Source organism: Halovivax cerinus, from assembly GCF_024498195.1.
Taxonomy (GTDB): domain Archaea; phylum Halobacteriota; class Halobacteria; order Halobacteriales; family Natrialbaceae; genus Halovivax; species Halovivax cerinus.
On record NZ_CP101824.1, the window covers coordinates 669,641 to 696,465 of the forward strand.

At 67.2% G+C, this 26,825-nt stretch carries 32 protein-coding genes; 19 read left to right on the plus strand and 13 right to left on the minus strand.

The genetic code is table 11. The features are described 5' to 3' along the window. Positions 1 to 70: 70 nt before the first annotated feature. The 3 genes from hemG to NO366_RS03130 form a co-directional block, all read right to left on the minus strand. Positions 71 to 1,408: a protoporphyrinogen oxidase gene (hemG, locus tag NO366_RS03120; protein ID WP_256532858.1), complete on the minus strand. Its 1,338-nt coding sequence runs from the start codon at positions 1,406 to 1,408 to the stop codon at positions 71 to 73. 226 nt (positions 1,409 to 1,634) lie between these two features. Next, positions 1,635 to 2,006: a hypothetical protein gene (locus NO366_RS03125; RefSeq protein WP_256532859.1), complete on the minus strand. Its 372-nt coding sequence runs from the start codon at positions 2,004 to 2,006 to the stop codon at positions 1,635 to 1,637. Between the two features lie 124 nt (positions 2,007 to 2,130). Beyond that, complete coding sequence (locus tag NO366_RS03130) at positions 2,131 to 2,970, minus strand: universal stress protein (RefSeq protein ID WP_256532860.1); 840 nt, start codon at positions 2,968 to 2,970, stop codon at positions 2,131 to 2,133. Positions 2,971 to 3,125: 155 nt separating this feature from the next. Between NO366_RS03130 and NO366_RS03135 the strand changes: the two genes are divergently transcribed. From NO366_RS03135 to NO366_RS03145, 3 genes are all read left to right on the plus strand, one after another. Further along, positions 3,126 to 3,881 carry a ZIP family metal transporter gene (locus NO366_RS03135; RefSeq protein WP_256532861.1) on the plus strand — a complete coding sequence of 252 codons (756 nt, stop codon included), beginning with the start codon at positions 3,126 to 3,128 and terminating at the stop codon, positions 3,879 to 3,881. A gap of 92 nt (positions 3,882 to 3,973) precedes the next feature. Continuing rightward, entirely contained in the window at positions 3,974 to 4,597 is a 624-nt protein-coding gene (locus NO366_RS03140; RefSeq protein ID WP_256532862.1) for an MSCRAMM family adhesin SdrC, read from the plus strand. A 62-nt stretch (positions 4,598 to 4,659) separates the two neighbouring features. Next, on the plus strand, positions 4,660 to 6,303 hold the full coding sequence (locus NO366_RS03145; RefSeq protein WP_256532863.1) for a potassium channel family protein: 1,644 nt from the start codon (positions 4,660 to 4,662) through the stop codon (positions 6,301 to 6,303). A 30-nt stretch (positions 6,304 to 6,333) separates the two neighbouring features. Here the strand turns inward: NO366_RS03145 and NO366_RS03150 are convergent, their stop codons facing one another. Both NO366_RS03150 and trxA (NO366_RS03155) read right to left on the minus strand, forming a co-directional pair. Further along, a complete protein-coding gene (locus NO366_RS03150; RefSeq protein WP_256532864.1) occupies positions 6,334 to 6,894 on the minus strand; it encodes a DUF1684 domain-containing protein in 561 nt (186 codons plus the stop codon). A 100-nt stretch (positions 6,895 to 6,994) separates the two neighbouring features. Beyond that, positions 6,995 to 7,432 carry a thioredoxin gene (gene trxA, locus NO366_RS03155; protein WP_256532865.1) on the minus strand — a complete coding sequence of 146 codons (438 nt, stop codon included), beginning with the start codon at positions 7,430 to 7,432 and terminating at the stop codon, positions 6,995 to 6,997. Positions 7,433 to 7,957: 525 nt separating this feature from the next. Between trxA (NO366_RS03155) and NO366_RS03160 the strand changes: the two genes are divergently transcribed. Genes NO366_RS03160 through NO366_RS03170 form a run of 3 tightly spaced genes read left to right on the plus strand, consistent with a single transcriptional unit; the run spans position 7,958 to position 9,850 of the window. Continuing rightward, positions 7,958 to 8,197, plus strand: coding sequence for a sulfurtransferase TusA family protein (locus tag NO366_RS03160; protein WP_256532866.1), 240 nt, complete (start codon positions 7,958 to 7,960; stop codon positions 8,195 to 8,197). A 1-nt stretch (position 8,198) separates the two neighbouring features. After that, positions 8,199 to 9,338, plus strand: coding sequence for an NAD(P)/FAD-dependent oxidoreductase (locus tag NO366_RS03165; RefSeq protein WP_256532867.1), 1,140 nt, complete (start codon positions 8,199 to 8,201; stop codon positions 9,336 to 9,338). After that, complete coding sequence (locus NO366_RS03170) at positions 9,338 to 9,850, plus strand: helical membrane plugin domain-containing protein (RefSeq protein ID WP_256532869.1); 513 nt, start codon at positions 9,338 to 9,340, stop codon at positions 9,848 to 9,850. Before NO366_RS03165 ends, NO366_RS03170 begins: the two co-directional genes overlap by 1 nt. A gap of 12 nt (positions 9,851 to 9,862) precedes the next feature. Here the strand turns inward: NO366_RS03170 and NO366_RS03175 are convergent, their stop codons facing one another. Continuing rightward, complete coding sequence (locus NO366_RS03175) at positions 9,863 to 10,288, minus strand: OsmC family protein (protein WP_256532871.1); 426 nt, start codon at positions 10,286 to 10,288, stop codon at positions 9,863 to 9,865. Between the two features lie 270 nt (positions 10,289 to 10,558). On the opposite strand from NO366_RS03175, the gene NO366_RS03180 reads away from it, so the two are divergent. Then, on the plus strand, positions 10,559 to 11,998 hold the full coding sequence (locus NO366_RS03180; RefSeq protein ID WP_256532872.1) for a cytochrome ubiquinol oxidase subunit I: 1,440 nt from the start codon (positions 10,559 to 10,561) through the stop codon (positions 11,996 to 11,998). Positions 11,999 to 12,026: 28 nt separating this feature from the next. Beyond that, positions 12,027 to 13,100: a cytochrome d ubiquinol oxidase subunit II gene (locus NO366_RS03185; protein WP_256532874.1), complete on the plus strand. Its 1,074-nt coding sequence runs from the start codon at positions 12,027 to 12,029 to the stop codon at positions 13,098 to 13,100. Between the two features lie 99 nt (positions 13,101 to 13,199). Here NO366_RS03185 and NO366_RS03190 read toward each other — a convergent pair whose 3' ends face one another. Further along, a complete protein-coding gene (locus tag NO366_RS03190; protein WP_256532875.1) occupies positions 13,200 to 14,105 on the minus strand; it encodes a ZIP family metal transporter in 906 nt (301 codons plus the stop codon). 144 nt (positions 14,106 to 14,249) lie between these two features. Between NO366_RS03190 and NO366_RS03195 the strand changes: the two genes are divergently transcribed. Continuing rightward, the gene (locus NO366_RS03195; protein WP_256532876.1) at positions 14,250 to 14,720 is read left to right on the plus strand and encodes a PKD domain-containing protein; all 471 of its coding nucleotides are present in this window, start codon (positions 14,250 to 14,252) and stop codon (positions 14,718 to 14,720) included. Between the two features lie 89 nt (positions 14,721 to 14,809). Here the strand turns inward: NO366_RS03195 and NO366_RS03200 are convergent, their stop codons facing one another. After that, the gene (locus NO366_RS03200; protein WP_256532877.1) at positions 14,810 to 15,655 is read right to left on the minus strand and encodes a universal stress protein; all 846 of its coding nucleotides are present in this window, start codon (positions 15,653 to 15,655) and stop codon (positions 14,810 to 14,812) included. Between the two features lie 395 nt (positions 15,656 to 16,050). Between NO366_RS03200 and NO366_RS03205 the strand changes: the two genes are divergently transcribed. The 5 genes from NO366_RS03205 to NO366_RS03225 all read left to right on the plus strand — a co-directional run bounded on the left by NO366_RS03205 (position 16,051) and on the right by NO366_RS03225 (position 20,096). Continuing rightward, a complete protein-coding gene (locus NO366_RS03205) occupies positions 16,051 to 16,200 on the plus strand; it encodes a DUF7512 family protein (protein WP_256532878.1) in 150 nt (49 codons plus the stop codon). Further along, positions 16,201 to 17,244 carry a sulfite exporter TauE/SafE family protein gene (locus NO366_RS03210; RefSeq protein ID WP_256532879.1) on the plus strand — a complete coding sequence of 348 codons (1,044 nt, stop codon included), beginning with the start codon at positions 16,201 to 16,203 and terminating at the stop codon, positions 17,242 to 17,244. A 327-nt stretch (positions 17,245 to 17,571) separates the two neighbouring features. Beyond that, complete coding sequence (locus tag NO366_RS03215; RefSeq protein ID WP_256532880.1) at positions 17,572 to 17,973, plus strand: helix-turn-helix domain-containing protein; 402 nt, start codon at positions 17,572 to 17,574, stop codon at positions 17,971 to 17,973. Positions 17,974 to 17,979: 6 nt separating this feature from the next. Then, entirely contained in the window at positions 17,980 to 18,366 is a 387-nt protein-coding gene (locus NO366_RS03220; RefSeq protein WP_256532881.1) for a DUF7967 family protein, read from the plus strand. Between the two features lie 62 nt (positions 18,367 to 18,428). Next, positions 18,429 to 20,096 (plus strand): dihydrolipoyl dehydrogenase, encoded by a 1,668-nt coding sequence (locus tag NO366_RS03225; protein ID WP_256532882.1) that lies wholly within the window; start codon positions 18,429 to 18,431, stop codon positions 20,094 to 20,096. A gap of 39 nt (positions 20,097 to 20,135) precedes the next feature. Here NO366_RS03225 and NO366_RS03230 read toward each other — a convergent pair whose 3' ends face one another. Further along, entirely contained in the window at positions 20,136 to 20,402 is a 267-nt protein-coding gene (locus tag NO366_RS03230) for a DUF7521 family protein (protein WP_382274523.1), read from the minus strand. 9 nt (positions 20,403 to 20,411) lie between these two features. Beyond that, the gene (locus tag NO366_RS03235; protein ID WP_256532883.1) at positions 20,412 to 20,768 is read right to left on the minus strand and encodes an ArsR/SmtB family transcription factor; all 357 of its coding nucleotides are present in this window, start codon (positions 20,766 to 20,768) and stop codon (positions 20,412 to 20,414) included. Positions 20,769 to 20,883: 115 nt separating this feature from the next. Here NO366_RS03235 and NO366_RS03240 point away from each other — a divergent pair, with 115 nt between their 5' ends. Then, complete coding sequence (locus NO366_RS03240; RefSeq protein WP_256532884.1) at positions 20,884 to 21,126, plus strand: hypothetical protein; 243 nt, start codon at positions 20,884 to 20,886, stop codon at positions 21,124 to 21,126. A 25-nt stretch (positions 21,127 to 21,151) separates the two neighbouring features. Here NO366_RS03240 and NO366_RS03245 read toward each other — a convergent pair whose 3' ends face one another. Beyond that, positions 21,152 to 21,634 (minus strand): hypothetical protein, encoded by a 483-nt coding sequence (locus tag NO366_RS03245; RefSeq protein ID WP_256532885.1) that lies wholly within the window; start codon positions 21,632 to 21,634, stop codon positions 21,152 to 21,154. Then, the gene (locus NO366_RS03250) at positions 21,631 to 22,191 is read right to left on the minus strand and encodes a hypothetical protein (protein ID WP_256532886.1); all 561 of its coding nucleotides are present in this window, start codon (positions 22,189 to 22,191) and stop codon (positions 21,631 to 21,633) included. Before NO366_RS03250 ends, NO366_RS03245 begins: the two co-directional genes overlap by 4 nt. 111 nt (positions 22,192 to 22,302) lie before the next feature. On the opposite strand from NO366_RS03250, the gene NO366_RS03255 reads away from it, so the two are divergent. Beyond that, positions 22,303 to 23,028, plus strand: coding sequence for a DsbA family protein (locus NO366_RS03255; protein ID WP_256532887.1), 726 nt, complete (start codon positions 22,303 to 22,305; stop codon positions 23,026 to 23,028). Positions 23,029 to 23,156: 128 nt separating this feature from the next. After that, positions 23,157 to 23,672: a DUF2243 domain-containing protein gene (locus NO366_RS03260; RefSeq protein WP_256532888.1), complete on the plus strand. Its 516-nt coding sequence runs from the start codon at positions 23,157 to 23,159 to the stop codon at positions 23,670 to 23,672. A gap of 82 nt (positions 23,673 to 23,754) precedes the next feature. Here NO366_RS03260 and NO366_RS03265 read toward each other — a convergent pair whose 3' ends face one another. Beyond that, complete coding sequence (locus tag NO366_RS03265) at positions 23,755 to 24,915, minus strand: MBL fold metallo-hydrolase (protein WP_256532889.1); 1,161 nt, start codon at positions 24,913 to 24,915, stop codon at positions 23,755 to 23,757. Positions 24,916 to 25,299: 384 nt separating this feature from the next. Between NO366_RS03265 and trxA (NO366_RS03270) the strand changes: the two genes are divergently transcribed. Both trxA (NO366_RS03270) and NO366_RS03275 read left to right on the plus strand, forming a co-directional pair. Next, the gene (trxA, locus tag NO366_RS03270) at positions 25,300 to 25,659 is read left to right on the plus strand and encodes a thioredoxin (RefSeq protein ID WP_256532890.1); all 360 of its coding nucleotides are present in this window, start codon (positions 25,300 to 25,302) and stop codon (positions 25,657 to 25,659) included. 11 nt (positions 25,660 to 25,670) lie between these two features. Next, positions 25,671 to 26,792 (plus strand): NAD(P)/FAD-dependent oxidoreductase, encoded by a 1,122-nt coding sequence (locus NO366_RS03275; RefSeq protein WP_256532891.1) that lies wholly within the window; start codon positions 25,671 to 25,673, stop codon positions 26,790 to 26,792. Positions 26,793 to 26,825 lie beyond the last annotated feature (33 nt).

The following is a 26,825-nucleotide window of genomic DNA, read 5'->3' on the forward strand; positions in this document are numbered from 1 at the left end:
CGGCCGTTCGTCCGTCCGCATCACCCGCTTATCCTTCGGCGTCACTCGACCGCCCGTCCGCGTCACTCGCTCATCCGTCGGCGCCGCCGGCGAGTCGGTCGGCGAGGGCCGTCGCGTTGCGGATCCGGCCGGGGATCCCGGGTCGGCCCACGTAGCTGGCACAGAAGTGGATCCCTGCCGGGGGTTCGAGGTCGTCCATCGCGGTCCAGGAGCGGTCGTAGGCGGGCATGCCCGGCTCCCAGCGGTGGACGTGGATGGGTTCGGCGGGTGCGCCGGTGATGCGCTCGAACTCCCGCGCCGCGACCTGGCCGAGTTCGCCGTCGGTCGCCTCTAGCAGCGGCGGGTACGACAGCGGATCGAGGTAGGCGGTGTAGAGGCGGTCGCGATCGAGGATGCTGGCGTTCCAGGTCAGTCCGCTGATCGAGACGTCGTCGGCGTCCGGCGGGACGAGCGTGCCGAGGCCCCGGCCCCCGAAGTCGGAATCGAGAAAGACCAGCCCGATCGGGTTGTAGGTGAATCGTTCGAGGGTCGCGGCGAGGTCGGCGTCGACCGGTTCGAGTAACTCGGCCGCGATCGGTGCCGGCGTGGTCACGACGACGTCGTCGACGCGCACGGTCTCCTCGGCCGTCTCGAGTTCGTAGCGAGCTGTGTCGCCACCCCCGTCCCCGGCCCCACAGTCGCCGTCCCTGTTCGGCCCGTCACGTCCGTCGACCGGCCGGATCGCCTCGACCGGCGTCCCCAGGTGGATCGAATCGGCGTGGGCCTCGGACAGGGCGTCGACGAGTTCGCCGATCCCGTCGTCGAAGGAGACGATCGGCGGCGTCTCGCGGTCGGATCGAACCGATTCGAGTACCTTCAGGAGGATGCTGCGCTCGACGCCGCGTTTCTCGAGGACGCGACCGAGCGAGTACGCCATCAGCATGTCGCGCGGGTCGGTGCCGTAGAGGCCGCTGTACAGCGGGCCGGCGTAGCGTCGAGCCGCCTGCTTGCCGAACTTCCGGACGAGGAACTCGTCGACGGTCTCGTCCGGCTTCGGCGGACCGAACAGCGGTTCGAGCAGCATCCGGAGCTTGCCCAGCGGGCTGATGAGGTCGGTCGTGATCGCCTCGCGGACCGACAGCGGCGCGACCTTCAGGTCGCCGTCGTGGTAGACGTAGATCGGCTGGTCGTCGGCGCCGTACCGGAGGCTCTCGCGCAGGTCGTAGTCGTCGATCATCGACTCGAGGCCCGGTGTGAGGCGCAGCCGTTGCGGCCCGAGTTCGACGACGCGGCCGTCGACCTCGCGACTCTGGACGACGCCGCCCGGCTCGGTCCGCGCCTCGAAGGCCACGACGTCTTCGCCGTGCTGTTCCAGTGCGCGCACGAGCGCCAGTCCGGACATCCCCGCGCCGACGACTCCGACGGTCATCCCTCGAGGGTTTCGAGTCGATGCATTTCGGTGTGTCGGGACGGGCGCGGCCATGGTATCGCCTCGCTCGGCTCGGCACGAGTTGCCCGGCCGATCGAGTAGCCGTCATGTCCAACCCGACGTGGGCGCGGCCGTCTCGCTCGGCGTGATCGGCGGTCTCGCTCGCGGTCCACCGTCTCCCGCACTTCTCGTCAGAAGACCCACCACTCGCAGTCAGCACGGGTTCTCACTCGCCGTCCGCACCGTCCGGCTCCGTGAGCGGATCGATGCGAAAGACGTAGTCCGGGCCGGCCTTGTCCAGGTTCACCGGCCCCTCCTCGGCGGTGTGGTCGCGACACATCGTCGCCACCGCCTCGACGGTCCCGTGGCCGGTGTCCTCCTCGTAGCGCTCGAGGACGCGGAACGCCGCCGGTTCGTCGCATCCGCGACGGTGACAGGTCGGCTGATCTTCGGTTTCGAGCGCATCTGCGTCGTACTCACTCTCGTCAGTGGGTTCTACCTCGTCGCCGCGCTCGAGTTCTTGTTCGAGTTCTCGCTCGCGCTGGCGTTCTTCTTCGTCTCGGGCTTGCTTGTCGCGCCCGCGTTTCGTGTCTGCCATGCTGAACGAGACGACTCCGAGCGGGATAGGGTTGTGTGTACCGTTCGGATCACTGATGGGTTTGGGGGCCGAGAGGAATCGAATTGGGCTCGGGGGAGTGTGCGACGTCTCGTTCGAGGAACGCTCAGTCGTCGGCCTGGGACCCGATCGTCAGCACCGGAACCGGGGCACTCCGGAGCACGCGGTCGGTGGTCGAGCCGAGGAGCCGCTCGTTGACCCCCTGGCGACCGTGGGTGCCCATGACGATCAGATCGACCCCGGCGTCCGTCGCGACCGTCCGAATCGTCTCCGGAACGGCGCCGCTCTCGACGCGTGTCTCAACGGAAACGTCACCGACGTCGGCCGCGGCGTTGTCGAGGAGGTCGCGGGCGTCTTCAGCACCCGTCGACGAGCCGAAGGCACCGAAGGTGGGTTCGTCGACGACGCCGAGTAGATGGAGCGTCGCTCCGGTGTCCGCGGCGACCCTCCGCGCCAGATCGAGCGCGTCGCGGGCGTGGGGACTGCCGTCGAACGGGACGAGGACCCGCTCGTGGGGGTACGTCCACGTCGCCGCCTCGCGGACCGTCACCACGGGCATCTCGGTCGTTCTGACGACGTGTTCCGTGACGCTTCCCAGCAGGTAGGCGTCGATCCCGCTCCGGCCGTGGGTCCCCATCACCACGAGGTCGGCGCGTTCGGCCGCGGCGACGATCTCGTGGCGCGGATCGCCCTGGACGAGTTCGTCGTCGACGGTCACCGCTGCGTTCGTCGCCCGCTCGCGGGCGTCTGCGAGCACTCCGTCGCCTTCCCGCTCGAGGACGTCGAGGACGGCACCCTGGTACTGCACCTGGCTGGGCTTGTTCGTGTCCGCGACGTACAGCAGGTGGGCCGTCGCGTCGTGTGCGGCCGCGACCTCGAGCGCGTACGTGAGGGCGACTGACGACGGTTCGCGATCGTCGACGGGGACGAGCACTCGGTCGAACATGCCAGACCGTTGGCTCGCGAGCGACATACGTGTGTGGGACGCCGTCGGTGACGTACCCGTGATATCGGCCGATTCGCGAACGGCCAGCTCGCCCTCGTGCGGCCGATCGAACACGCAGAAGCTATGGCGGTCCGCTCGCAAGGACCGGTATCGATATGGGTCCGCTCGGCTGGATACTCCTTACGACGCTGCTCATCAGCCTGTTCGCCTGGATCGGCGTCTTCACGCTCTTCCTGGCAGACCACCTCGTCGAGCGCCTGCTCCTGTGGCTCGTCGCGTTCGCCGCCGGCGCGCTGCTCGGGGGCGCCTTCTTCCACCTGCTCCCGCGGGCGATCCGCTCGCACGGCTCGCTCCACACGCGGGGGCTGTTCGTCGCCCTCGTCGTCGGCTTTGCCTTCTTCTACGTGTTGGAGCAGTTCATCCACTGGCACCACCACCACGGCACCGACCACGAACACGAACCGGTGACCTACCTCGTGCTGGTCTCGGACTCGCTGCACAACTTCATCGACGGGCTCGTCATCGCCGGCGCGTTCCTCATCGACGTGGAAGTCGGGTTCGTCACCGCGTTCGCGATCGCGCTACACGAGATCCCCCAGGAGATCGGTGACTTCGGCATCCTCGTCTACGGCGGGTTCGAGAAGGTGCGCGCGCTCGCCATCAACTTCGCGACCGCGCTCACGGTCGTCCTCGGCGGCCTCGTCGGCTACGCGCTCTCCGGCGTCGTCGGCGAACCCCCGGTCGCGCTCCTCACGTTCGCTGCTGGTAACTTCATCTACATCGCGAGCTCGGACCTGATCCCGGAGATCAACGCCGAGGCCGAGGTTCGCAACCGACTCGGCTACTTCGTCGTCTTCGTCGCCGGCCTCGGCGTGATGTACGGGATTGCCCTGCTCGGCCACAGTCACTGACCGACGTCGGGCGGGCTGACGAGGTGTCGACCGACTGCAGGAGTCTTTTCCGCACCGGGCGGCCTTTGTAACCCGACCGAGTACGGAGTCGTATGCCCACCTTCGGCTCATCCCGACGACAGCTCCTTCTGGCGTCCGGGACGCTCGTGGCCGCGACCCTTTCCGGGTGTAGCGACCTCGAAGGTGACGATTCGAACGCGGGGGACGAGCCGCAGAGTGACGGTGGATCGACCGTTACGGAAGACTCGGCCGACGACACCGATTCGGACGGGACAGCTACCCAGGAGGGTGAGGCCGATTCGGACGGCGAAGATGAGTCCACGGCGGACGAGCCTGCTGACCTCGATCTCCGCGAGGCGAACGTGGTCGACGTGACCGTCGAACCGACCGACGAGACTGGGGCGTACCGATTCGACGTCACGCTACATCACGACGATGACGGCGAGGACGGCTACGCGAACTGGTGGCAGGTCGAACGCCGCAACGGCGAACGACTGGGCCGTCGCGAACTCACGCACGCTCACTCCCAGCAGCCGTTTACCCGCTCGGCGACCATCGAGATTCCGGAAGCGGCCTCCTGCGTCGTCGTCCGCGGACACGACGAGACGCACGGCTACGGTGGTCGCGCGATGCTGGTGGCCATCGAGTCGGGCGAGACGCGAGTCGTCGATCAAGGTGTCGAAGCGCAGTCGGTCGAAGAGACGGACTGTCCCTGACGGTCCACCGTCGGCACCCGCAGGCCGATACCGTCAACATCGATCGGGTTCGACTGGTCCACATGTCGCTGCTCAGGTCGCGCCGGACGGGGTATTACCTGGTGCTGTTAGGCGCCACCACGGTCGTCTTCACGGCCCTGTACACCTACGGAATGGGGGCGTGGGAGGGACGACCGCGCCCGTGGTTTCGCTCGCTCGAAGTCGTCTTCCAGTCGTTTACGACCACCGGGTACGGCGAAGACGCAGGCTGGGACACTCCCCAGATGAATTTCCTCGTGATCCTGATGCAGTTGGCCGGGATCGGGCTCATCCTCACCGCAGCGGACGTCTTCGCCGCGCCGTGGATCCGTCGAGCGCTCACCGAGTCACTTCCCACGGCCGCGCCCGATGCCGACGACCACGTGATCCTCTGTACGTACTCCTCGCGCGGCGAGGCGTTCCTGGACGAACTCGATTCACGTGGACGCGACGCCGTCGTCGTCGAAGCGGACGAAGCCCGTGCACGTGACTTACACGACGCCGGACGGACGGTCGTCCACGGCGATCCGGAGTCGATCGACGTCCTGCGCGACGCTGGCATCGAGCGAGCGACAGCCCTCGTCTCCGACGCGGCGGACGACACGAGCGCCAGTATCGTCCTCACCGCGCGAGAAGCCGTTTCCGATATCGAGGTCGTCACCATCGTCGATGACGCCAGCGTGGCCCACTACCACCGGATCGCCGGCGCGGACGACGTCCTCTCACCGCGCCAGTTGCTCGGCGAGAGCCTCGCGCATCACGTGCCGACCAGCGTGACGACGGTCGTCGAAGACAGCGTCGAACTCGGCGGCGACCTCGAACTGGTCGAACTCTCGATCGACCCCGGCAGTGACCTCTGTAACCGCCGCGCCGGAGAGGTCGAACTCGGCGACCGCTTCGCCGTCGACGTCGTCGGCGCGTGGATCGGCGGGACGTTCGAGAGCCCGATACCGCCGTCTGCCGAACTCAACGAGGACGTCCGGTTGCTGGTCGCCGGGGCACCGGACCGGATCGCCGCGTTGCGCGAGGAGGCGACGTCCACCATCCGATCGTTGTCTGGTCGGCGCGTCCTCGTCGCCGGCTACGGCGACGCTGGAGCGGCCGCCGCCGCGGAACTCGAGGAGACGGCAGCGGCCGTGACGGTGATCGACAGGGAAGCGGGCCCCGAAGTCGACATCGTTGGCGATACGCGGGAGCCCGACGTCTTTCGCGAGGCCGGCGTCACGGACGCGTCGGCCGTCATCGTCGCAGTCAACGACGACACGACGGCGATCTTCACGACGCTCGTCGTCGCGGAACTGAACCCCGAGGCCGAGATCCTCGTGCGGGCGAACGACCCGGAGAGCGAACCCAAGCTCTACCGGGCGGGGGCGGACTACGTGCAGTCGCTGGCGACCGTCAGCGGCCGGATGCTGGCCTCGACCGTCCTCGACGACGAGACGGTCCTCACGTTCGACACGCGGATCGACCTCGTCAGACTTCCCGCCGGACGGCTCGTCGGATCGACGGTCGTCGACGCCGACGTGCGCGCCGAGACCGGCTGTACCGTCCTCGCCGTCGGTCGGGACGGAGAGATGATCACGTCGTTCGACCCGGCCTCCTTCGCGCTCGAACCGGACGACGAGGTCGTCCTCGCGGGTACCGACGAGAGCGTGCATCGATTCGAGGAGACGTTTCTCGGCGAGTAAGGGCTGCAAAACGGATGTCCGGTCGTGTTCTCAGAACGGGCGCCCCGAGTCGGGTTCGTACGCCCGTTCGCCGGCCTCGATCGGGACGTCGAGCCAGTTTGCCGTCGGCGGGAGCGGACACTCGTACTGATCGGAGTACGCGCACGTCGGGTTGTACGCCTCGTTGAAGTCGAGAATCCATTCACCGTCCGCCGTGCGGTGGCTGTCGACCTCCAGGTCGATGTACCGGCCGGCACCGTAGGTTTCGTCGCCGCTCGTCTCGTCGCGGAAGGGGACCCAGAGTCGGTCGTCGTCCGGGTCGGCCTTGTACGCCTGGACCGCGACGTCGTCGCCGTCGATCGTGACCGTGAACTCGCCCCAGCGGTAGTAGGTCTGTTCGCCGTCCGTACTCGTTCCGACGGTGACGGGTTCGGGGTCGTCGTACCGATCGAGGGGGACCTCGAACCGGTAGTCGGCGTCGATCGCGTAGTAGGAGAGCCCGTCGAAGGCCTCGCGTTCGTCGGGTGGGATCGGCGAGTGCGGATGCTCGCCGAAGTACCGCGATTTCTCCTCGCGCTGGGCCTCGATCGCTCGCTTCCAGTCCTGGCTCATTGGTAATGTCGTGGGGGTCGCAGTCGGTCGTGTGTGGTGGGAGACGGCCGTGTGTGGTGGGAGACGGCCGTGCGTGGGTCTCCAGCGGCGGGGTATCCGATTACGTGTACTGGCCGATCAGCTGCTCGAGTGTGGCGCGGTCCTGGACACCGCTCGTCCGTTCGGCGGGCTCGCCGTTCGCGTAGAGGACGAGCGTCGGGACGCCGCGGACGCCGTGTTGCTGGGCCATGCGCTGGTGGACGTCGATGTCGACCTTCGCGACGGCCGCCTCGCTCTCGGCGGCGAGCGCCTCGACCGTCGGCTCCAGCATCTTGCAGGGGCCACACCAGTCGGCGTAGAAGTCGACGAGGACGACGTCGTTCGTCGAGACGACCTCGGAGAGGTGGTCGGGGCCGTCGACGTGGATCGGCTCGGTCGGCGTCCCGGTCGCCTCACCCCCGGTGTCGTCGATACTGGCGCCGTTCTCGAGGCGCTCCTGGAGTTCTCGTTTCTTCTGCTCGCGAATACGAGCGCGTTCGTCATCGAGTGACTCGCTCATACGAGACACGTACGAACTCCACCGACATAACAGTTGTGTGGTTGAGGTGCAATAACGAAGGATGACCGCACCTGGGTCGAGACGAACGTGGATCGACACCCGTTCGTCCCCCCGGCACGACGACAGCTGGATTCTCGCGGCATTCGGTCCACTTCGGGGTCTCCCGTCGTGGTACGAGCGCCCCTGCCGAGTCCACAGGCGAGACGGTTCGGTCCGTCCGGTTTCGGTCGAATCGCTCGACCCTCGGACCGACCACACGTCGGACCGATCCAGTCCGGCCGGACCGATCGGTTGGCACCGAGGGGCTCGTCGACCGGAGCGCACGGAGTCGGTACGAGATCCGTCGATCGGGACGATCCCCACCGAGCCGATCGGCCGCGGACGCGTGACGCCTGCCGCCTCCGGTCGTATATATCCGTCGCCCATTCCGACGGCGCTGGGGGTCATGTGGTTGTTTATGTTGTGCAATACTGTAGTATCTCGTGTGTTCGGCCGCGGTCGGCCGAACGGACACTGGTGATTCCAATGACGAACCCACCCGACGCGGACGTCACGATCGATTCACGCGGGGCGACGTGCCCCGGCCCGCTGATGGACCTCATCGGCCGGGTGAAGACGCTCGACCCGGGGACGACGGTCGCGCTCCGGACCTCGGAACGCAACTCGACGACCGACGTCCCCGCGTGGCTCGAAAAAGCCGGCCACGACCTCGTCGAGATCGACGAGGGTGACGACGAGTGGACCATCTATCTGGAGGTGACCTGAGATGTACCGCATCGCGATCGTCGGCGGCGGGACGGGCGGGACGGTGCTCGCGAACCGCCTCGCAGAGGAGCTCGGGCCGGAACTCGCGGCCGGCGAGGTCGAGGTTCGCCTGATCACGGCCGATCCCGAGCACGTGTACAAGCCGACCTTCCTGTACGTCCCGTTCGGGAAGAAGACGGTCGACGACGCCGCTCGACCGATCGACGAGCTGCTCGACCGGCGCGTAACGCTCGATATCGCCGAGGTAACCGATGTCGACACGGACGGCCACGCGCTGACGTTCGCCGACCGCTCGCGGCTCCGCTACGACCACCTCGTGCTCGCGACGGGTGCCTCCCTCGACCCCGATGCTGTGCCCGGCCTCGCCGAGGGTGGCCACCACTTCTACGGCCCCGCCGGTGCCGAGACGCTGCGTGACGAACTAGCCGACTTCACCGAGGGCCACCTCGTGCTGAGCGTCGCCGGCGTGCCGCACATGTGCCCGGCCGCGCCCGTCGAGTTCACGCTGATGGTCGACGACTGGCTCCGCGAGCGCGGACGCCGGGACGACGTCGACCTCACCTACACGTACCCGATCAATCGTGCGCACGGGCTAGAGTCGATCGCCGAGTGGGCGACCGACCTGTTCGACGCGCGTGATATCGACGTGGAGACGTTCTTCAACGTCGAATCGGTCGACCCCGACGCCGGGATCGTCGAGTCGATGGAGGGAACCGAGCTGGACTACGACCTGCTCGTGGCCATCCCGCCCCACGCGGGCAGCGACCTCGTGATCGACGCCGGCCTCGGCGACGACGGCTGGGTCGACGTCGACCGGCACACGCTCGAAGCGGAACACGCCGACGACGTCTCCGCGATCGGGGACGTGGCGGACGTGCCGACGAGCAAGGCCGGTAGCGTCGCTCACTACGAGGCGGGCGTCGTCGCCGACCGTCTCGCCAGCCGCGCTCGCGGCGAGACCCCGACGGCCGTCTACGACGGCAAGACCGTCTGCTTCCTCGAGGCCGGGATGGACGAAGCGACGTTCATCGAGTTCGCCTACGGCGAGGAACCGTACGTTCGCGAACCGTCGCGCCCACTGCACTGGGCGAAGCTCGGCTACAACGAATCATACTGGCTCACCGCACGGGGGCTCCTGTGATGACCGACTCAGACCACACGACCAACGCCGATTCCACCGACTCCAACGACGCGACCGACGCAGCATCGACTCCGGACGCCGACGCGGCGGCGTCCGCGGAACCCGCAGCCACCACCGAGCGCGATCGGCTCGGCGCGGCGACCGGTGACAACGCCGACGACCTCGCCGAGGCCGTCGAGACGCTTGCTCGGCTCCAGCGATCGGGAACACTCGACGACCTGGCGGCGCTCGCGGACGTCGCCGCCCTCGGCTCGCAGGCGATGGACGACGAGATGGTCACCCAGCTGGCGGCCACCGGGACCAGCCTGGGCGAGGTCGCCGACACGGCGGCCGACGAGGACGTGGCTCGGACGCTCGAATCCCTGCTCGCGGCCGTCGGCGAGGCGGGCGCGGAGCCGACAGCACCCGTCGGTGCGATCGGCCTCGTAAGAGCGATGCGCGATCCAGAGGTCAAGGCCGGAATGGGCTTTCTGCTCTCCCTGGCGGAGGCGGTCGGGCGTGAAACGCGGTAGCGTCGCGCCGGCTCAGGGCGACTCGACGGTGACCGTGATCGCCGTCTCGTTTGCGACGTTGTCGGTGACCGGACAGCGGTTCTCGACCGCGTCGAGCCACGCGTCGAGCGTCTCCTCGTCGGCGTCGCTCTCGACGGAAATCGCTACGTCGAGCGCCTGGAGTCCGGGCCGTGCGTCCGACGCCTCACCGCGGTAGGTCGCGTAGTCGACGTCACCTGCGACCCGTACCGTCAGCTCGTCGATCGCGATATCCATGTCACGGGCGACCACCGATCCCGTGGAGTTCAGACACCCGAGGACGGCGCCCAGGAAGAACTCGACGGGATTCGCGTCGGCGCCGACGACGAATTCCCCGTCGCCGGTGTCGATTCGCATTCGTCGTGGGCTCAGCCGCTCGCCGGTCAGTTCGTACGTCGTCAGGGAGTCTGTCTGTGTCATGGGTGGGTTCGTGCGCCGGTCGGTCGCCGGTCGATCGCTCGTCGGAGCTGTCGCCGGCGAATTCCGTCCGTACCGAGATGTCGTGTTCGCGGTCGTTTAACCCCTGTTCGATTTCCACAATACTGGGAACAACCGATTGTCGCCGGGGACGGTTCACGTGGTGAGACGCGGCGTAACGGCTACCAGCGCGCTATCCGAACCGTCAACACGACGGACCGTTCGACGGTCGGGGCTTCCACGCGCCCCCGACGCCATCGCACTCGACTCGCCATGATCGACCCAGTCCTCGCCAGCCGGGTACAGTTCGCGCTGACGACGATCGTTCACATCGTCTTCCCGGTGCTCACCATGGGTCTCGCCCCCTTTCTGATCTACTTCACCTGGAAGGACATTCGGACGGGCGAGGCGATCTACGAGCAGCTGCGGCGGTTCTGGACGCGCATCTTCGCCGTCAGCTTCGCCATCGGTACGGTGACGGGGATCGTCCTCGAGTTCGAGTTCGGGACCAACTTCGCGGCGTTCTCGACGACCGCCGGCGACCTGTTCGGCGGGCCGCTCGCACTGGAAGGCCTCCTGGCGTTCATGCTCGAGGCGACGTTCCTCGGAATCTTCGTCTTCGGGCGAGAGCGCGTCGGGAACGCACTGTACATGCTCTCGGCGCTCGCCGTCGGCATCGGCACGTGGCTCTCGGCCGTCTGGATCCTGATCGCGAACTCCTGGATGCAGACGCCGCGGGGGTACGAGCTGGCCAGGGAGGGTGGCCAACCGGTCGTCACGCTGGTCGATCCGATCGCAGCGTACGCCAACCCGCGATTTCCCTGGATGTTCGTCCACATGCAAAACGCCGCCGTCGAGTCCGTCGCGCTGTTCATGGCCGGCGTCGGCGCCTACTACGTCTTCAGGCACCACGTCTGGGGCTACTCGATCGAGAACGTTCGGTTCTGGGAGGCGACGCTCAAGTTCGGCCTCCTCGCGCTCGTCGTCACCGCGCCGCTGCAGGTGCTCCACGGCGATCTCTACGCCCGCCACGTCTTCGAGACCCAGCCCCAGAAGTTCGCCGCGATGGAGGCCGTCTGGGAGACGGACTCGTACGTCCCCGAGTACATCGTCGCGTTCCCGACCGACGTCGGCGACCTGCTCGATCCGAAGGCGAAGGACATCTTCGGGATCGGCATCCCCGGCGGGGCGTCGTGGCTCGCGAGCGGCGGCGATCCCCAGGCGGTCATCCAGGGCCTGGAGGAGTTTTCGGGACCGCAGCCGCCCGTCGCGATCGTCTTCTGGTCGTTCCGGATCATGGTCGCGCTTGGTTTCTGGTTCGTCCTCCTCGGGGTCTGGGGCGGATTCCGCTGGTGGCGGGGCGACCTCCTGACCGACGACCTCCTCCACAAGGCGCTCATGCTCTCCGCACCGCTCGGGATCATCGCGGTCGAACTCGGCTGGATCGTCACGGAGGTGGGCCGCCAGCCCTGGGTCATCCAGGGCGTCATGCGGACCAGGGACGGCGTCTCGCCGGGGCTGACCGGCGGCGAAGCCGCGCTCACGCTCGCCGGGTTCGCCGTGGTCTACACCGGCATCTTCGTCGTCCACACCTACGTCCTCTATCGGATCATCCGCGCCGGCCCGCCGGCGGTCGGCAGCGACGAGTCGTCTGGCGCCGAGCGAGCCGACTCGGGCGGTGGGCCGACGGGAGCGGGGGAGGGCGGCGGATGAACGCGAGCGCAGCGACGGAGGGGAGCTGATGTCCGTTCTCGCTCGCGTCCCGTCGGTTGCCGCCCCCACCGCCCTCTCCGTCGGCCCGTTGATCGGTTACGCCGGTGGTCCGTCGTTCACTCTCGCCGACGGGCCACTGTTCGGCCTCCCGCTCGCAGAGATCTGGTTCGGCCTGCTCTTCTTTCTCCTCGGAACCTTCCTCTTTCTCGACGGGTTCGACTTCGGTGTCGGCGCGCTCTTCGCCACCCGCGAGGATTCGGCCGAGCGCGAGCAGTTCCTGACCGCGATCGGGCCGTTCTGGGACGGCAACGAGGTCTGGCTCGTCGTCTTTGGCGGGACCCTGTTCGCCACGTTCCCGCCCGTCTACGCCACGCTGTTCAGCCGCCACTACCTGCTCATGTTCGCCATTCTGGGCGCACTCATCCTTCGCGGGATGGCCCCCGAACTGTACGAGCAGCGCCACGACGAGGCCTGGCGGCGCTGGTGGGGCCGGTCGTTCGTCGTCGGCAGCCTCACCGCGCCGTTCTTCCTCGGTGTCTTCGTCGCCCACTGGCTGTTCGGCGTGACGGCGCTCGTCTCCCTCCAGGGACTCGTCGTCGGCCTCGCCGTCGTCACACTGACGATCGTCGACGGTGCGGCGTTCCTCCGGATCAAGACCCGCGGCGCCCTCCGCGACGACCTCCGGACGGACGCGCTCCTCGCGCTCGGGGCCTACCTCGTCCTGCTCGTCCTGACGCTCGGGCTCCTCTACGCGTCACCGGCCATCCGACCGGCCCTAGTCTCCGCGCCGTCGATCGCACTCGTTCTCCTCTCGCTCACCTTCGCCACCGTCTACGCGCTCGCGACCCGAGCCGACAGGTACTACATGGCCGTCGGCGCAGCCGCCGGCCTCGTCTTCGCGCTCGTCGCCGTCGTCGCCGTCCTCCTGTACCCCGAGCTCGATCCCGTCACGGGACTGACCGTCGAAGAGGCCGTCGTCTCGACCATCCCGCTCAACCTCATGACGATCGGGATGGCGATCCTGCTACCGCTCATCTTCGGCTACTTCGCCGTCCTCTACTCGTCGTTTTCGGGGCCGGCCGAGGAGGGAGAGGGGTACTAGGCGGCAGACCTGTGAAGTGGAGAAGAGGCGGGAGAGGGGTACCGGCGGGATCGAACGCGGCGACTACTCGGACCGTCCCAGGAGGTCTCGGGGAGTAATTCACCCCAGACTCACGTCCAGATATAGCATGACGATCACGCCGGCCATGACGCCGAGGGTGGCGATCCGCTCGTGGCCACGGGTGTGGGTCTCGGGGATAATCTCGTCGGAGATGACGAAGAGCATCGCGCCTGCAGCGAAGCCCATCGCGTAGGGGAGCAACGGTTCGACTGTGGCCACGGCGAGTGCGCCCAGTACGGCGAGGGGAATCTCGACGACACCCGAGCGCACGCCAGCGAAGACGGCGTAGATACGTCGATCCAGCCCAGCGTTGATCGCGGCGACGGAGACGGCGAGCCCCTCCGGAATGTTCTGGATCCCGATCGCGAGCATGAGCGCGATCGCGTTCTCGACGTTGCCGGAGCCAAAGCCCACGCCCACGGCCAGCCCCTCGGGCATGTTGTGCAGCGTGATGGCGAGGATGAACAGCACGACGGGGGCGAGGCGTTCCGAGCGCTCTGTAGCGGTTTCGGCCGCCGTCGATCCGTCCGGGTCGAAGACATCACTCGTGGATGGGTCGCCGATGTCGGGTCGCCTGCTGCCCGTCAGGAGGTAGTGGGCGTGGGGGACGAGGATGTCCGCTCGATCGAGGAACGCGACGCCGAGGGCGACGCCGACGAGAGTCGGAATCGGGTCACCGCCGGAGTACTGCTCGATGCCTGGGATGATGAGGCTGGTGAAGGCCGCGGCGAGCATCACGCCGGCCGCGAAGCCCAGCGCGCCGTCCAGCGCGCGTTCGGATGGGTCCCGCCAGACGAAGACGAGTGACGCGCCGAGCAGGTTCAACGTGGCGATGACGACGCCGCCGACGAACGCCTGTCTGACGGGGTTCTCGCCGATCAGGCCGACGAATCCGTCGACGAGGGCGAGGACGGTCGGCGGGCTCGCTATCGTCGGTCCGATCACGGTAGTGGGCCGTGTCTACGACGTCCTCCGGGAAATATGATCGGTCGTCTCCCGCCACTGTCAGCCAGCGGCGTCCCTCCCGACCGAACGACACTCTTCGATCGGGTGGCAGCGGTTTATCACACGTTTCGGTGTCCGTTCGGTATGAGTGCTCGATTCACTCGACGAGCAGCGTTACGAGCCGGTGCGACGGTTGCAACGGTATCACTCGCAGGGTGCGGCGGTGGTGGTGGCGGCGGGCCGAGTGGTGGCGGCAACGGTGACGGCGGTGGCGCGATCGAAATCGAACCCGGAACGCAGATCGAACTCGACGGCATCACCGCCGGGTGGGAGGGGCTCGCGCCGAGCGCGATCGAGGGATCGACGAACCCGACGCTCTCGCTCGTCGAGGGAGAGACCTACGAGATCGGGTGGACTCAGGGTGACGGCGCGAATCACAACATCGCCATACACGACGACAACGAGGAGGTCGTCGACGACCTGGCGACGGAGATCGTCTCCGACCCCGGCGACGGGCAGTGGCTCGAGTTCGAGGTCGGCAGCGAGATGACGACCTACATCTGCGAGGTCCACCCGACGACGATGATCGGCGATATCGAACTCCGAAGCGGGTAGGCGACGGCGAACGGCTCCGGGTGGGTCGAATAGGGCCGGTGTTCGAAGGGCAACGTGCGGAGTGGGGACGGCGTTCGGAGCGTGGGTGCCTACACGTGCGCGCCCGGCGGCACGAGGAGCACGTTCCCGTTCGCACGAGAGACGATGTCTTCGGAGACGCTGCCGAGCAACAGCCTGCGGAGTCGGCTGTGGCCGCGCGATCCGACGAGGGTCGTCGACGGCCCGTAGTCGGTTTCGGCGGCCATGATCTCGTCGGCCGGGTCGCCCTCGCGAACCTCGGTCTCGACGTCGATGCCCCACGATTCGAGCTGAGTCGCCAGTTCGTCGAGGCGGACCTCGGGGTTCGCGTCCTCCGGCAGGCCGGGGTCCTTCGGGGTCTGTACGTGGACCAGCCTGGCCTCCTCGGTCGCGTTCTCGAGAACGGAGAACAATTCGAACGCGTGTTCGGCGTTCTCGGAGAAGTCAGTGGCGTAGAGCATGCGCTGGAACAGGTGCGACTCGAGCAGGTCGGGTTCGTCGGCCTCGCGCTCGACACGGTTGACCAGCAGCGGCGTCTCCGTCGTCCGCGCGAGGTTGCGCGCGGTCGAGCCGATGACGCGGTTCTCGAGCGGGCTCTTCCCGCGCGATCCGACGATCGTCAGGCTCGCACCGATCGTCTCGGCGATACCCGTGATGCGGCGGTGTGGTGTCCCGCGGACGACGTGGGTCTCGACGTCGAACCCGGCGTTCTCGATGACAGTGCTGTACCGGTCGAGGGCGCGCCGACGTCGACCCTCGAAGTCCATTCCGGGCATGCCCGCGTGGACGTTGGACGGAACGACGGTCACGAGGTGGATCTCCTCGATACCGATACGCCCGAGACAGCCGAGACAGGTCTCGTTCTCGATCATCGCCTCGCTGGCGGCCGAGAGGTCGGTCGCGATAACGGCCTTCATACCCGAGGCTACGGGCCGAGGGTATAATATTGTTTGGCTTATCCAATACCGGTGGCGAGCCAGCGCGCCCATGCGACGGGTGTGCGCGCGTACTCCGCGCGGGTTCTCCGTCCACCGCAGGTGGATCCACACCGACGACCGCTCCGCCGGCGCCACGAAGAGCGACTATCAGCTCGGTGACCGGATTCAGCGCGCGCCCCGGTGTGGGTGAAGACCGGAGGAAACGAGCCTATATTTGGAGAACCTACAGGAATATTCTCGTCGGTTTCGCGTTACATACTCTGCAGTAATATTGTGCGCCGATCCCAAAAGCGTTATACGTCCTCTCCGGGTACGATGCACCGAGCAGAAATCCATGATTCGCACACAACCGATGATCGACGAGGTCGATACCGATGATTGACTTCGCATCGCTCTCACCGACAGCACAGGCACTCGCACTCGTCGGCGTCATCCTCGTGGAGGCACTCGTCCTGTACGGCGGGTACGGTCTCCTCGAACGCGTCGTCGCACCACCACTCGTTCGCACGATCACGGAGTCATAGATGGAGCTATTTGGAATCGCACTCACGATGTTGCTCGTCTTCGTGGGCTTCGGCTTCATGGTCGGCGTCCTGTTCGGGTTCTTCGGGATGGGTGGATCCTTCCTCGTCACGCCCGCGCTGCTGGTGATGGGGTATCCGACCACCACCGCCGTCGGGAGCGGGATGGCCTTCGTCTTCGGGACGGCGGTCATCGCGACCCTGAAACACAGAGACCTCGGGCAGGTCGACTACAAACTCGGCGCGCTGATGGTGGTCGGGACGACCGCCGGCATCGAGCTGGGGAAGATGATCGTCGAACACCTGGAGGAACTGGGACTGGCAGGCGGCGTCATCGGTGTCACCTACGTCTTCATGCTCGGTGGCATCGGGCTGTTCGTCAGCTACACCGCGCTGAAGTCCGACGGCTCGGACGATAGCGGCGGTGGCGGTCACCACGAAGCGGCGAACGACGAGATCGATCCTGACGACATTCCGGACATAGCCAAGAAGATCCAGTCGTACAACGTGCCGCCGATGATGACGCTCGGTGGCGGCATCCGGGTGTCGCTCTGGATGATCCTCGGCGTCGCCTTCGCCACGGGCCTGCTGTCCGGCTTCCTGGGCGTCGGTGGCGGCTTCATCCGGATGCCCGCGCTGTTCTACCTGATCGGCGTCCCGGTCCCGATCGCGGTCGGGACCGACCTGTTCGAGATCGTCATCTCGGGTGGGTTCGGGGCGTTCACCTACGGATTGAGCGGCGGTGTCAACCTCGGCATCGTCGTGCCGCTGCTGGCCGGGAGCGCGCTCGGGGCCCGGATCGGCTCCGCGGCGACCAGCATCGTCAACGAGGACGACATCAAGATCTACTTCGGTCTGATGCTCCTCGGTGGCGCCGTGGCCGTCGCCTTCCAGCAGTCCGCCGGGGCGTTCGGGATGCCCATCCTGGACACGGTCGGGATCATCCTGATCATGCTCTCGGCGATGCTGGTCAGCGGAGCCGTGATCTACAGTACGATCACCGAACTGCGAGCGAACGCCCGATCTACCGCACCAGCGGCAGACTGAACGCGAACTGGCGGCGAATCGCCTGCGGACCGACCGCAGACATCCTGCCGACCGACCGCAGTCCCTCTACCGACCAGCCGTGGACCGCCCGCCGACCGACTGCAGACTGTGACGGTCGGTCCAATCGACACGCCGGCCACCGACGTTTTTTCGCAGCGCCGTCTCCCACTGCATCGCGACGGTGTTCGGCCAGCCGTTTCGTGTCCACACGTGTCCCGACGACGAGCCGGTACTTTCCACGATCGCGTCCGCCCCGACCGGCTCAGCGAGATTGTACAATATACACACAACCCTTTTATCGCTGTGGCCCCACCCTCCAGCTAGAAAATGGCACAGTCGATGGCGGAACAGCTTCAGCAGGACATGGAGTGTGAGGGCCTGCTGGAGTGCATCCACGGACTCAAGCAACTCGACAAGGACTGTTTCAGGGCGGTCGTCGAGAGCGACGACCCGCTGACGATCGACGAGATCGCCGACGACGTCGACCGCGAGCGCTCGACGGCGTACCGTTCGATCCAGCGGCTCCTCCAGAGTGGCTTCATCCAGAAAGAACAGATCAACTACGAGCAGGGCGGCTACTACCACGTCTACCGGCCCACCGATCCCGACCAGATCGCGAGCGACATGCAGCGCAAGTTGAACGACTGGTACGCGAAGATGGGCCAACTCATTCAGGAGTTCGAGAACAAGTACGACGCCCCCGAAGACATCGCCGTCGCCGACAGCTAGGCCACGATGTCCGATCCCGCTCCCGGGCCCGATCCGGCTCTCGGGTCCGATCCCGCTCCCGGGCCCGATCCGGCTCTCGGGTCCGATCCCGCTTCCGAAACCAGTGCGGCCAGTTCTACCGACGACGAGACAGTTCGGGTCTGGCTCGTCGAGCGAACCTATTCCGACGACGAGCAGAACCTGATCATCCTCGTCTACGCGACCCTCGACGGCGAGCGCTACTTCCGCAAGGAGCGCGCGTTGACGAGCAGTACCGATATCCGCGAGACGACGGCCGCCCTCGACGTGGCGGCCGACGACCTTGGTGCCGTTCGGAACGACGACGAACGCGAGCGCTACGCGCTCGAGGCGAGACGCATGGCCGACGAACACGACCCCGACGACGCGATCTGACGTCGCCGCTCGCTTTGCCGACTGCCTGCTAGTTTCATCCCCGTCGCCGTGGTTCGACACCCATGGCGTCAGGAACCGAAGCGGTCGACTTCCTCGTCGTCGGCTCTGGCTCCGGACTCGACGTGGCGAACGCCGTGGCGAACCGGGACCAGTCGGTCGCCGTCGTCGAGAAGGACCCGCTCGGAGGGACCTGTCTCAACCGGGGCTGTATCCCCTCGAAGCGGCTACTGTATCACGCGACCGTACGCCAGACGATCGACCGCGCCGAAGCGTTCGGGATCCACGCCGACGTCACCGGCGTCGACTTCGCCGAGATCGTCCGCGACGTGAACGACGACGTCTCGGGCAGCGCCGAGTCGATCCGTCGCGGACTGCGCTCGTCGAACCACCACACCCTGTTCGAGGGGATGGGCCAGTTCGTCGACGACCACACGATCGAGATCGTCGACGGGAAAGACGCCGGCGAGCGTATCCGTGCGGAGACCATCCTCCTCGCCGCCGGGTCGCGACCGTCGATCCCCGACATCGAGGGAATCGAGGACGTCCCATACCTGACGAGTCGGGAGGCCCTGCAACTCGAAGCACCGCCCGGACACCTCGTGATAATCGGCGGCGGGTACGTTGGGGCCGAACTCGCGCACTTCTTCGGCACCTTCGGCAGCGACGTGACCATCGTCGGTCGCCGGCCCCGGCTGTTGCCACACGCGGACGAGCCCGTCGGTATCTCGTTCACCGAGCGTTTTAGAGACCGATTCGACGTTCACGTGGGGTACGAAGCCGTTAGCGTGTCGAGTGGTGACGAGCGCTCCTCGAGTGGCGACGACTCGTCCGCGGACGCGGGCGCGATCACCGTCGACGCTCGCCCCTACTCGCCCGCGTGGAACGACGCCTCCGAACTCGACGACGTGACCGTCACCGGCGACACGCTCCTCGTCGCGGCGGGCCGCCGCCCCAATTCGGACACGCTTGCGCTCGACGTCCCGGGCGTCGAGACCGACGAGCAGGGGTTCGTCGAGACGGACGAGTACCTCCGGACCACGGCCGACGACGTCTGGGCGCTCGGGGACATCGTCGGCGAGTACCTCCTGAAACACAACGCCAACCACGAGGCCAGAACCGTCGTCAGGAACGTTCTCCGCGACGAGCTCGACCCGATCGACTACACGGCGATGCCCTACGCCGTGTTCGCCTCGCCGGAGGTCGCCGGCGTCGGTACGACCGAGCAGGCACTGATCGCGGCCGACCGCGAGTACGCCACGACAACATACGACTACGCAGACACGGCCCGTGGGACGGCCATGAACGCCGAGGGCTTCGTTCGAGTCCTGATCGACCCCGACGGCACCATCCTCGGGTGTCACATCGTCGGACCCGACGCCGCCTCGCTGATTCAGGAAGTCGTCGTCGCGATGAAAGCCGGATCGGGGACCGTCCACGACATCCGCGAGTCGGTTCACATCCACCCCGCGCTCCCCGAGGTCGTCGACCGCGCGTTCTCGAGCCAATTCGTCCTGGCGGGTCACGATCACGATCATAGCCACGACCACAATCATAGCCACGGTGACGGACACGAACAAGACCATAGCCACGGTGACGACCACGAACAAGACCATAGCCACGGTGACGGCCACGATCACCACCACGGCCACGGTACCGACCACGATCACGGCCACGATCACGACCACGGCCAGAGAGGCGACGAGCGCGGTCCCGAGGCCGACAGCGGGTAGTCGTCCAGATCGTCTCGTCGGCGCCTCGACCCGGCGGAATCAGGAACGGAGCGAGAGCAACACGAGCACCATGCCGCTCGAGACGATCGCCGCCTGGATGAGGCCGGCCGAGGCGAGCGAGGTGTCGAAGGCGAGGTGGATCAGCCCCTCGCAGATTGCCCCCGCACCGATGAAGACGAAGCCGGCGGCGACGTAGAGCATCGGTTGCTGCCCGCTCCGGCGGTAGCCGTGATAGGCCAGCGCGGCAACGACGAGGCTCAGGACGAGGGTGAGCGATTTCGCGACGAGGACGGGTGTTTCGATCATACGGGCTCCTTACGGCGTTTCGTCACGAATGTCGGTCCAGAGGTCGGTGAACGAATCGGCGAGGTCGTCGGCCGTCTCGACGGTAACTCGAAACTCGCCGTCGGCGAGGTCGACGGCCAGCCCTTCCAGGGCAGTCTCGTACTCCCGTCGGTGCGCGCCGTCCGGTCCGATGGTCGTTCGCTCGTCGATCAGACCGTGTTCGTCGAGCATCGAGAGTCGCCGGTAGATCGTCGACAGGGAAGCGTCGCAGGCGTCGCTGAGTGCCTTCGCCGTCTTCGGTGAGCCGTCCGCGGCGGCGAGCATCCGGCGGGCGTAGTCGTCCGCGAGGACGTCGAAGAGCGCCCCCGGATCGGGCTCTCTGGACATGGTCAGTTCGTGGGGCTCCGACCAAAAGTACCCGCCGATCTCCCCCAGCGGCCCCGCATTCAGCGGATGAAGACGGTCCACAACGCCTATGGGAATCGCTCGCCTGGATCGACATATGGACGACGATACCGCGTCTCGACGGTCGATCGTCGGCCTCGGCGCCCTGGCGAGTTTCTGCTGTCTGGGGCCCGGCGGGGCCGCGGTGGCCGGCGGTACGGCCGCGACGTCGGGGGGTGCGGCCGTCGGACTGGGTGCCGGCGTCGTCGAGGCGCTCTTCGTCGGGCTCGCGATCCTCCTCGTCGGCGCCGCCGTGCGCTGGCGAACCGGCTGTGGGTCCTGCGAGGCATCCGGCGCCTGATCGCTGCGCCGTTCGGTTCGGTCCATCAGTCGGTCGAACAGGCGAGACACGATCGGCGGTTCCGGACGTAGATCAACCCGCCAAGCATCGCTACCGAGACGAGCCCGAGGACGGGTCGTAGCGGGTCGAAGTAGGTCATCAGCGCCGAGGAACTGAACAGTGCGAGCAGGAAGACGTTACAGATCGGGCAGCCGACGGCGAGGAACCCGCCGACGAGCCCGCCGATCGCCCACCGGTCCTCGCCGGTCGCGTCGCCGGTCCCGGTGCGTTCGGTCGCCAGCCGCTGGGCGACGTAGACGCCCGCGAGGAGCGCCGTCACGGTGAGGAGCAGGTAATCGACCGGCGTCCGCGGAACCATCCGGACGTACAGCGGATTCTCGACCAGCCCGGTCACGACGCCGAACAGCGAGAAGACGCCGACGGCGACGAGGGCCCCCCAGCCGATCGCCCGCCGGTTCGTCCGGGCGAGGCGGACGCTCCAGCGGAGACGGGATTCGACCCCACTCATCCCTCAGTTACCCCCGGCGAGACGACACACCGTTCCGGGTGGCCGGCCCGCCCGAGGAAGAATACGAGGAGGACCAGACCACCGATCCGCAGGAGGGCGCCGTCGTAGGGAAGCGCGGCGAGCCCGCCCGCAAAGCCCAGGAAACCGAGGAGGCCAGCACCACAACTGGCACACCCTGACGCGAGGACGCCGGGGAGGACGCCGGTCAGGTCTGTCAGCCCGGCGAGGCCGACGAGCCGGAGCTGAGCGGCCGCGTTGACGGCCGCGACGCCGGTGAGGACGGCGTAGAGGGCCACGATCGCGAGGCCGGTCGAGCCGTCGGTCCGGTAGATGGTGTCCGTGAGGTCGACGAGGACGAGGTCGAACCAGCGGAGGCCGTCGGCGAGCATCTGCAGGGAGTACCCCGGCATCGAGGTAAGCACGAGCAGCGTGTACGTGGCGACCGTCACGGCTACCAGTCCAGCCGTTCCGCGCCACGACTCGAAGGGGTACGTCACCGCCTCGGCCAGATTCCGCCCGAACGCCGAGGTCCAACCGTGTACACGACCGGTCGCCATGTTCGGTCGAACGGACACACTCTCGGTACTAAACCGTCGGCCCCGATTCGCTGAGCCAGCAAATCGCCGAACCCGTTTACCGTGGCTCGTTCGAAGTCGAGAGCGACACAGATGGCGCTCGATCCGAAATCCCGTCGCGCGGTCGTCGCCGGCGGTGCGCTCGCACTCGGTGGTGGCGGACTCTTCTTCGCCCGCTCTCGCGGGGGTTCAGAGACGGCCGTCTCGCCGTCGTTCCACGCGAGTGAGGAGACGACGGCGATCGGCCTCGAACTCACCGGCAAGCCCCTTCTCGGTTCGCCGGATGCGCCGATCGACCTGTACTACTGGACCGACTTCCAGTGTCCGTTCTGCGAGACGTTCGAGCGGGAGACGCTCCCGGACCTTGTCAGAGAACACACCCAGTCGGGCGACGTCCGCGTCGTCTTCGTCCCGATCGCGGTCTTCGGCGAGGACTCGATGACCGCGGCGGTTGCCTCCCGCTGCGTCTGGGACCAGGTGGTCGCGGACGATCCGTCGGTCTACTGGGACTGGCACGGCGCGATCTTCGAGGAACAGGACGGGAAGAACACCGGCTGGGCGGACGCCGGCACCCTCGTCTCGTACACGCGTTCCGTCGACGGCGTCGACGCCGATGCGCTCGAGACGTGTCTGGCGGACGACCGCGATCGGTTCCAGTCGATGGTCGAAGCGGATATCCAGTTCGCTACGGAGCTCGGTGTCACAGGTACACCGACGTTCCTGGCGTTCAACCGCGAGAGCGAGGCCCATCAGACCCTCATCGGCGCCCAGCCGCTCGAGAAGTTCTCCGATGCGATCGCGCGCGTCAGGCGTAACTGACTCCGACCGTCGCGGGGCACCTGACAGTCCGACCGTCGCGGGGCACCTGACAGTCCGGTCGTCGTGTGACAGTCGACTTGCAGTCCCACGTTCGGGCTTGATGGACGCTCGTATCGACCATCGACTCGATGTCGTTCGACCGGACCGGGGAGTCGCGGCTGGGGTTTCGTGAGCGAGCGGTGCCGTCGATCCGCGCTGGTCTCGTCCTCGGCGTCGGTCTCGGTGGCTTCTTCGACGGGATCGTCCTCCATCAGGTGCTGCAGATCCACCACATGGTGTCGTCGCGGGTCGACCCGACCGACGTGGCCGGGTTAGAAGTGAACGTCCTCGCCGACGGGCTCTTCCACGTCGGGACGTACCTGTTCACGATCGCCGGAATCGTCCTGCTCTATCGGGCCCTGCGGCACCCTGGCGTGTCGGTGACGGGGCGAGCGCTCCTCGGTTCCGTGTTGATGGGGTTCGGCCTCTTCAACCTCGTCGAGGGGGTCGTCGATCATCACCTCCTCGGACTGCACCGCGTCTGGCCGGCTGGACCGGGCCCACCCATCCTCTGGGACGCGCTCTTTCTGCTGTCCGGCGCGGTCGTTCTCGTCGGCGGCTACGCGATCGCCCGCTCCGACGCGGCCGGCGTCCCCGAGCAGTAGCCTGAGAGAGCGATGCGGCTAGAGACGGCGACGCGACTGGAGACGGAGACGGTCCCGCGAGAATCGGAGCGATGGACGCCGTTCAGTTCGCCGCGCAGTTGTTCGGCCCGAGTTCGAGCGATTCGGCCTCCTCGGTCAGGGCTTCCTCGCCCCAGTTGATCGCCTTGATCCGGTTGTAGTTCGCCGGTTCGTCGGAGAGGCCCGCGACGATCGTCTCGACGAACGCCTCTCGGTCGTCCTCCCCGAAGAGGTCGTTCTCGGCCTCGAGGGCACCGAGCGTCGTCGCGAGCGGACGGATCGCCTCGTCGCTCATGTGTCCAGGCAGGACGACCGTCTCGTCGGGTAACGCGGCGAGGGTCTCCAGGCTGGCGAAGAGCTCGGTCGCCCCCTCGCGGACGTCGGCCTCCGTCGACCCTTCGAGGTCGGGCCGGCCGACGCTGCGGATGAACAGCGTGTCGCCCGAGAGCAGGCCATCGTCCCAGCGCAGCGAGATGCTACCGGGCGTGTGACCGGGTGTGTGGAGCACGTCGAGCGTGCGGTCGCCGACGGGGATCGAATCGCCGTCCGCGACCGACTCGAAGTCGTCGAGATCGCCGCCGTCGCCCTCGTGGAGGTAGTACGGGATTCCCCACTCCTGGGCCATGACGCGGCCGCCGCTGACGTGGTCTGCGTGGGCGTGCGTGTCGACCGCGGCGACGATCTCCACGCCTCGCTCGTCGGCGAGTTCTCGATACTCGTCGACGTAGAGGCTCGGGTCGACGACCGCGGCCTCGTCGCCATCTTCGACGAGGTAGGAGACACAGCCAGTCCCTGGTCGGACGACCTGCGTGACGCCGTCGACCGACGGCGCGTCGGTCGTGGCCGGCTCTCCGACGCGCGTGCCTGCGCCGTCGACGGGGTAGGCAACGTGGACCTGGCCCCAGCCGGTCATTCCGTCCGCCATCGAGCGGGCGTCGAAGCCGTGCTCGCGGAGGTGCGCGGCCGCGGTGGCCGAGGTGACGCCCGCAGCACAGACGACGGCGACCTCGCTATCCTGTGGGATGTCGTCGATGGAAGCCTCCAGCCCGGAGAGATCGTGCTCCAGGAGTTCGTCGTAGATCGGGAGATTGGTGCTCCCCTCGACGCGCCACTCCGCGAAGTCCGCCTCGCGGCGCACGTCGAGGACGAACAGATCCTCGTCGTCGCGTCGCGCCGCCACCTCGTTCGGATCGATCGTCGGGTCGGATTCAACTGTCTTGCTCATACGATACAATAGTACCCGGTCGGACCCTTAACTCTGCTGGTGCACCGACGAACACAGGAGTGGGGCCCTGGTGGCCCGATCACCCTCGCAACCCCGTCCGACTCGACCGACTCACCTCAGTTTCTACGATCACGTGAGAGATCGGCCAGGGAATCCAAATACGGACGCGTCGCCGCGTTCTGCACAGCGGGGCGACCGTCCGGCCGCCGCTCGCGCCACCCCTGTCTTGGACGTTTGTTCCACGGCCAGTATCCAGTCATGAAGTGTATTTCACCCGTGTTCGTCGCTGCGGGTGAGAGACGGCGATCGAGACAGGACCCGGCGCCACTGTATTGTACAATACACACAAAACCTTTAAACGGGTTCGGCCCCAACGAGGGAGTGATGACAACTGACTCACCCACTTCGACCGAGGGTTCCACCGACGAACCCGTCTACATCGACGGACAGGACCACCTCGATACTGTGGTCGCCGGAAACGACGTTGTCCTCACGGACTTCTACGCCGACTGGTGTGGCCCCTGCAAGATGATCGAACCGATCCTGGAGAATCTGGCCGCCGAGACCGACGCCACCATCGCGAAGGTCGACGTCGACGCCCACCAGCCACTGGCCGCCGAGTACGGCGTCCGCGGCGTCCCGACGCTCGTGCTCTTCGCCGACGGCGAGCAGGCCGAGCAGGTGACCGGTGCGCTGCCAGAAGATCGACTGCGCGACCTGATCGAGAGTCACACCGCGGCATGAACGGTGAGACGATGAGCGAGGTATCCACAGCGACTGATCAGTCCGTCCGCGACGTCGTCATCGTCGGCTCCGGCGTCGCCGGCCTCTCGGCCGCGGTCTACGCCGCCCGCGCCGACCTCGAGCCGCTGGTCCTCGAAGGCCCGGAGCCGGGCGGCCAGCTCACGCTGACGACCGACGTCGAGAACTACCTCGGCTTCCCCGAGGGCGTCGGCGGCATGGAGCTGATCCAGCGAGGCAAAGAGCAGGCGCAGACGTTCGGCGCCGAATTCGCCCACGAGACCGTCGAGGACGCGACGCTGGACGACCGGCCGTTCACGCTCGAACTGGCCTCCGGCGAGCGCCTCCGGACCCGCGCACTGATCGTCGCCACCGGCGCGAGCGCCCGCTGGGTCGGCGCCGAGGGGGAGGACGAACTCATGGGCTACGGCCTCTCGACGTGTGCGACCTGTGACGGCGCGTTTCACCGCGGCGACGACGTCCTCGTGATCGGCGGGGGCGACTCGGCGATGGAGGAGGCGCTCTTCCTCACGAAGTTCGCCGAGAGCGTGACGATCGTCCACCGGCGCGACGAACTGCGCGCCTCCGACATCATGGCCGACCGTGCCCGCGAGCACGACGACATCTCGTTCCGCTGGAACACGGAACTCCTCGAGATCTGCGGCTCGCAGGAAGACGGCGTCACCGGCGCGACGCTGGTCTCGCACCCCGAGGGCTACCCGAAGGACCGCTACGAGGAAAGCGCGCCGCAAGGCGACGCGGACGGACGAGCGGGGGACCCGCGAGACGGCGAGGACGTCACGAAAGAGACCGTCGACGTCGGCGGGATCTTCTACGGCGTCGGCCACGTCCCGAACACGGACTTCCTCCCGGAGACGCCCGTCCCACTCACGGAGTCCGGCCACCTCGACACGCTCACCGGCATGACGACCGAGACGGCCGTCGAGGGCGTCTTCGGCGCCGGCGACGTGATGGACCCCGACTACCGGCAGGCGATCACCTCCGCCGGGACCGGCAGCATGGCCGCCCTCGACGCCGAGGCGTGGCTCGATACGGTCGACGCCGAGGCGGACGGCGAGCGAACCGAGGCGCCCGACGCGAACGGAATTCCGATCACGCCGGAACAGACTACGTAGACGGCGGCTATCGGACCCGTTTCTGTACCGTAG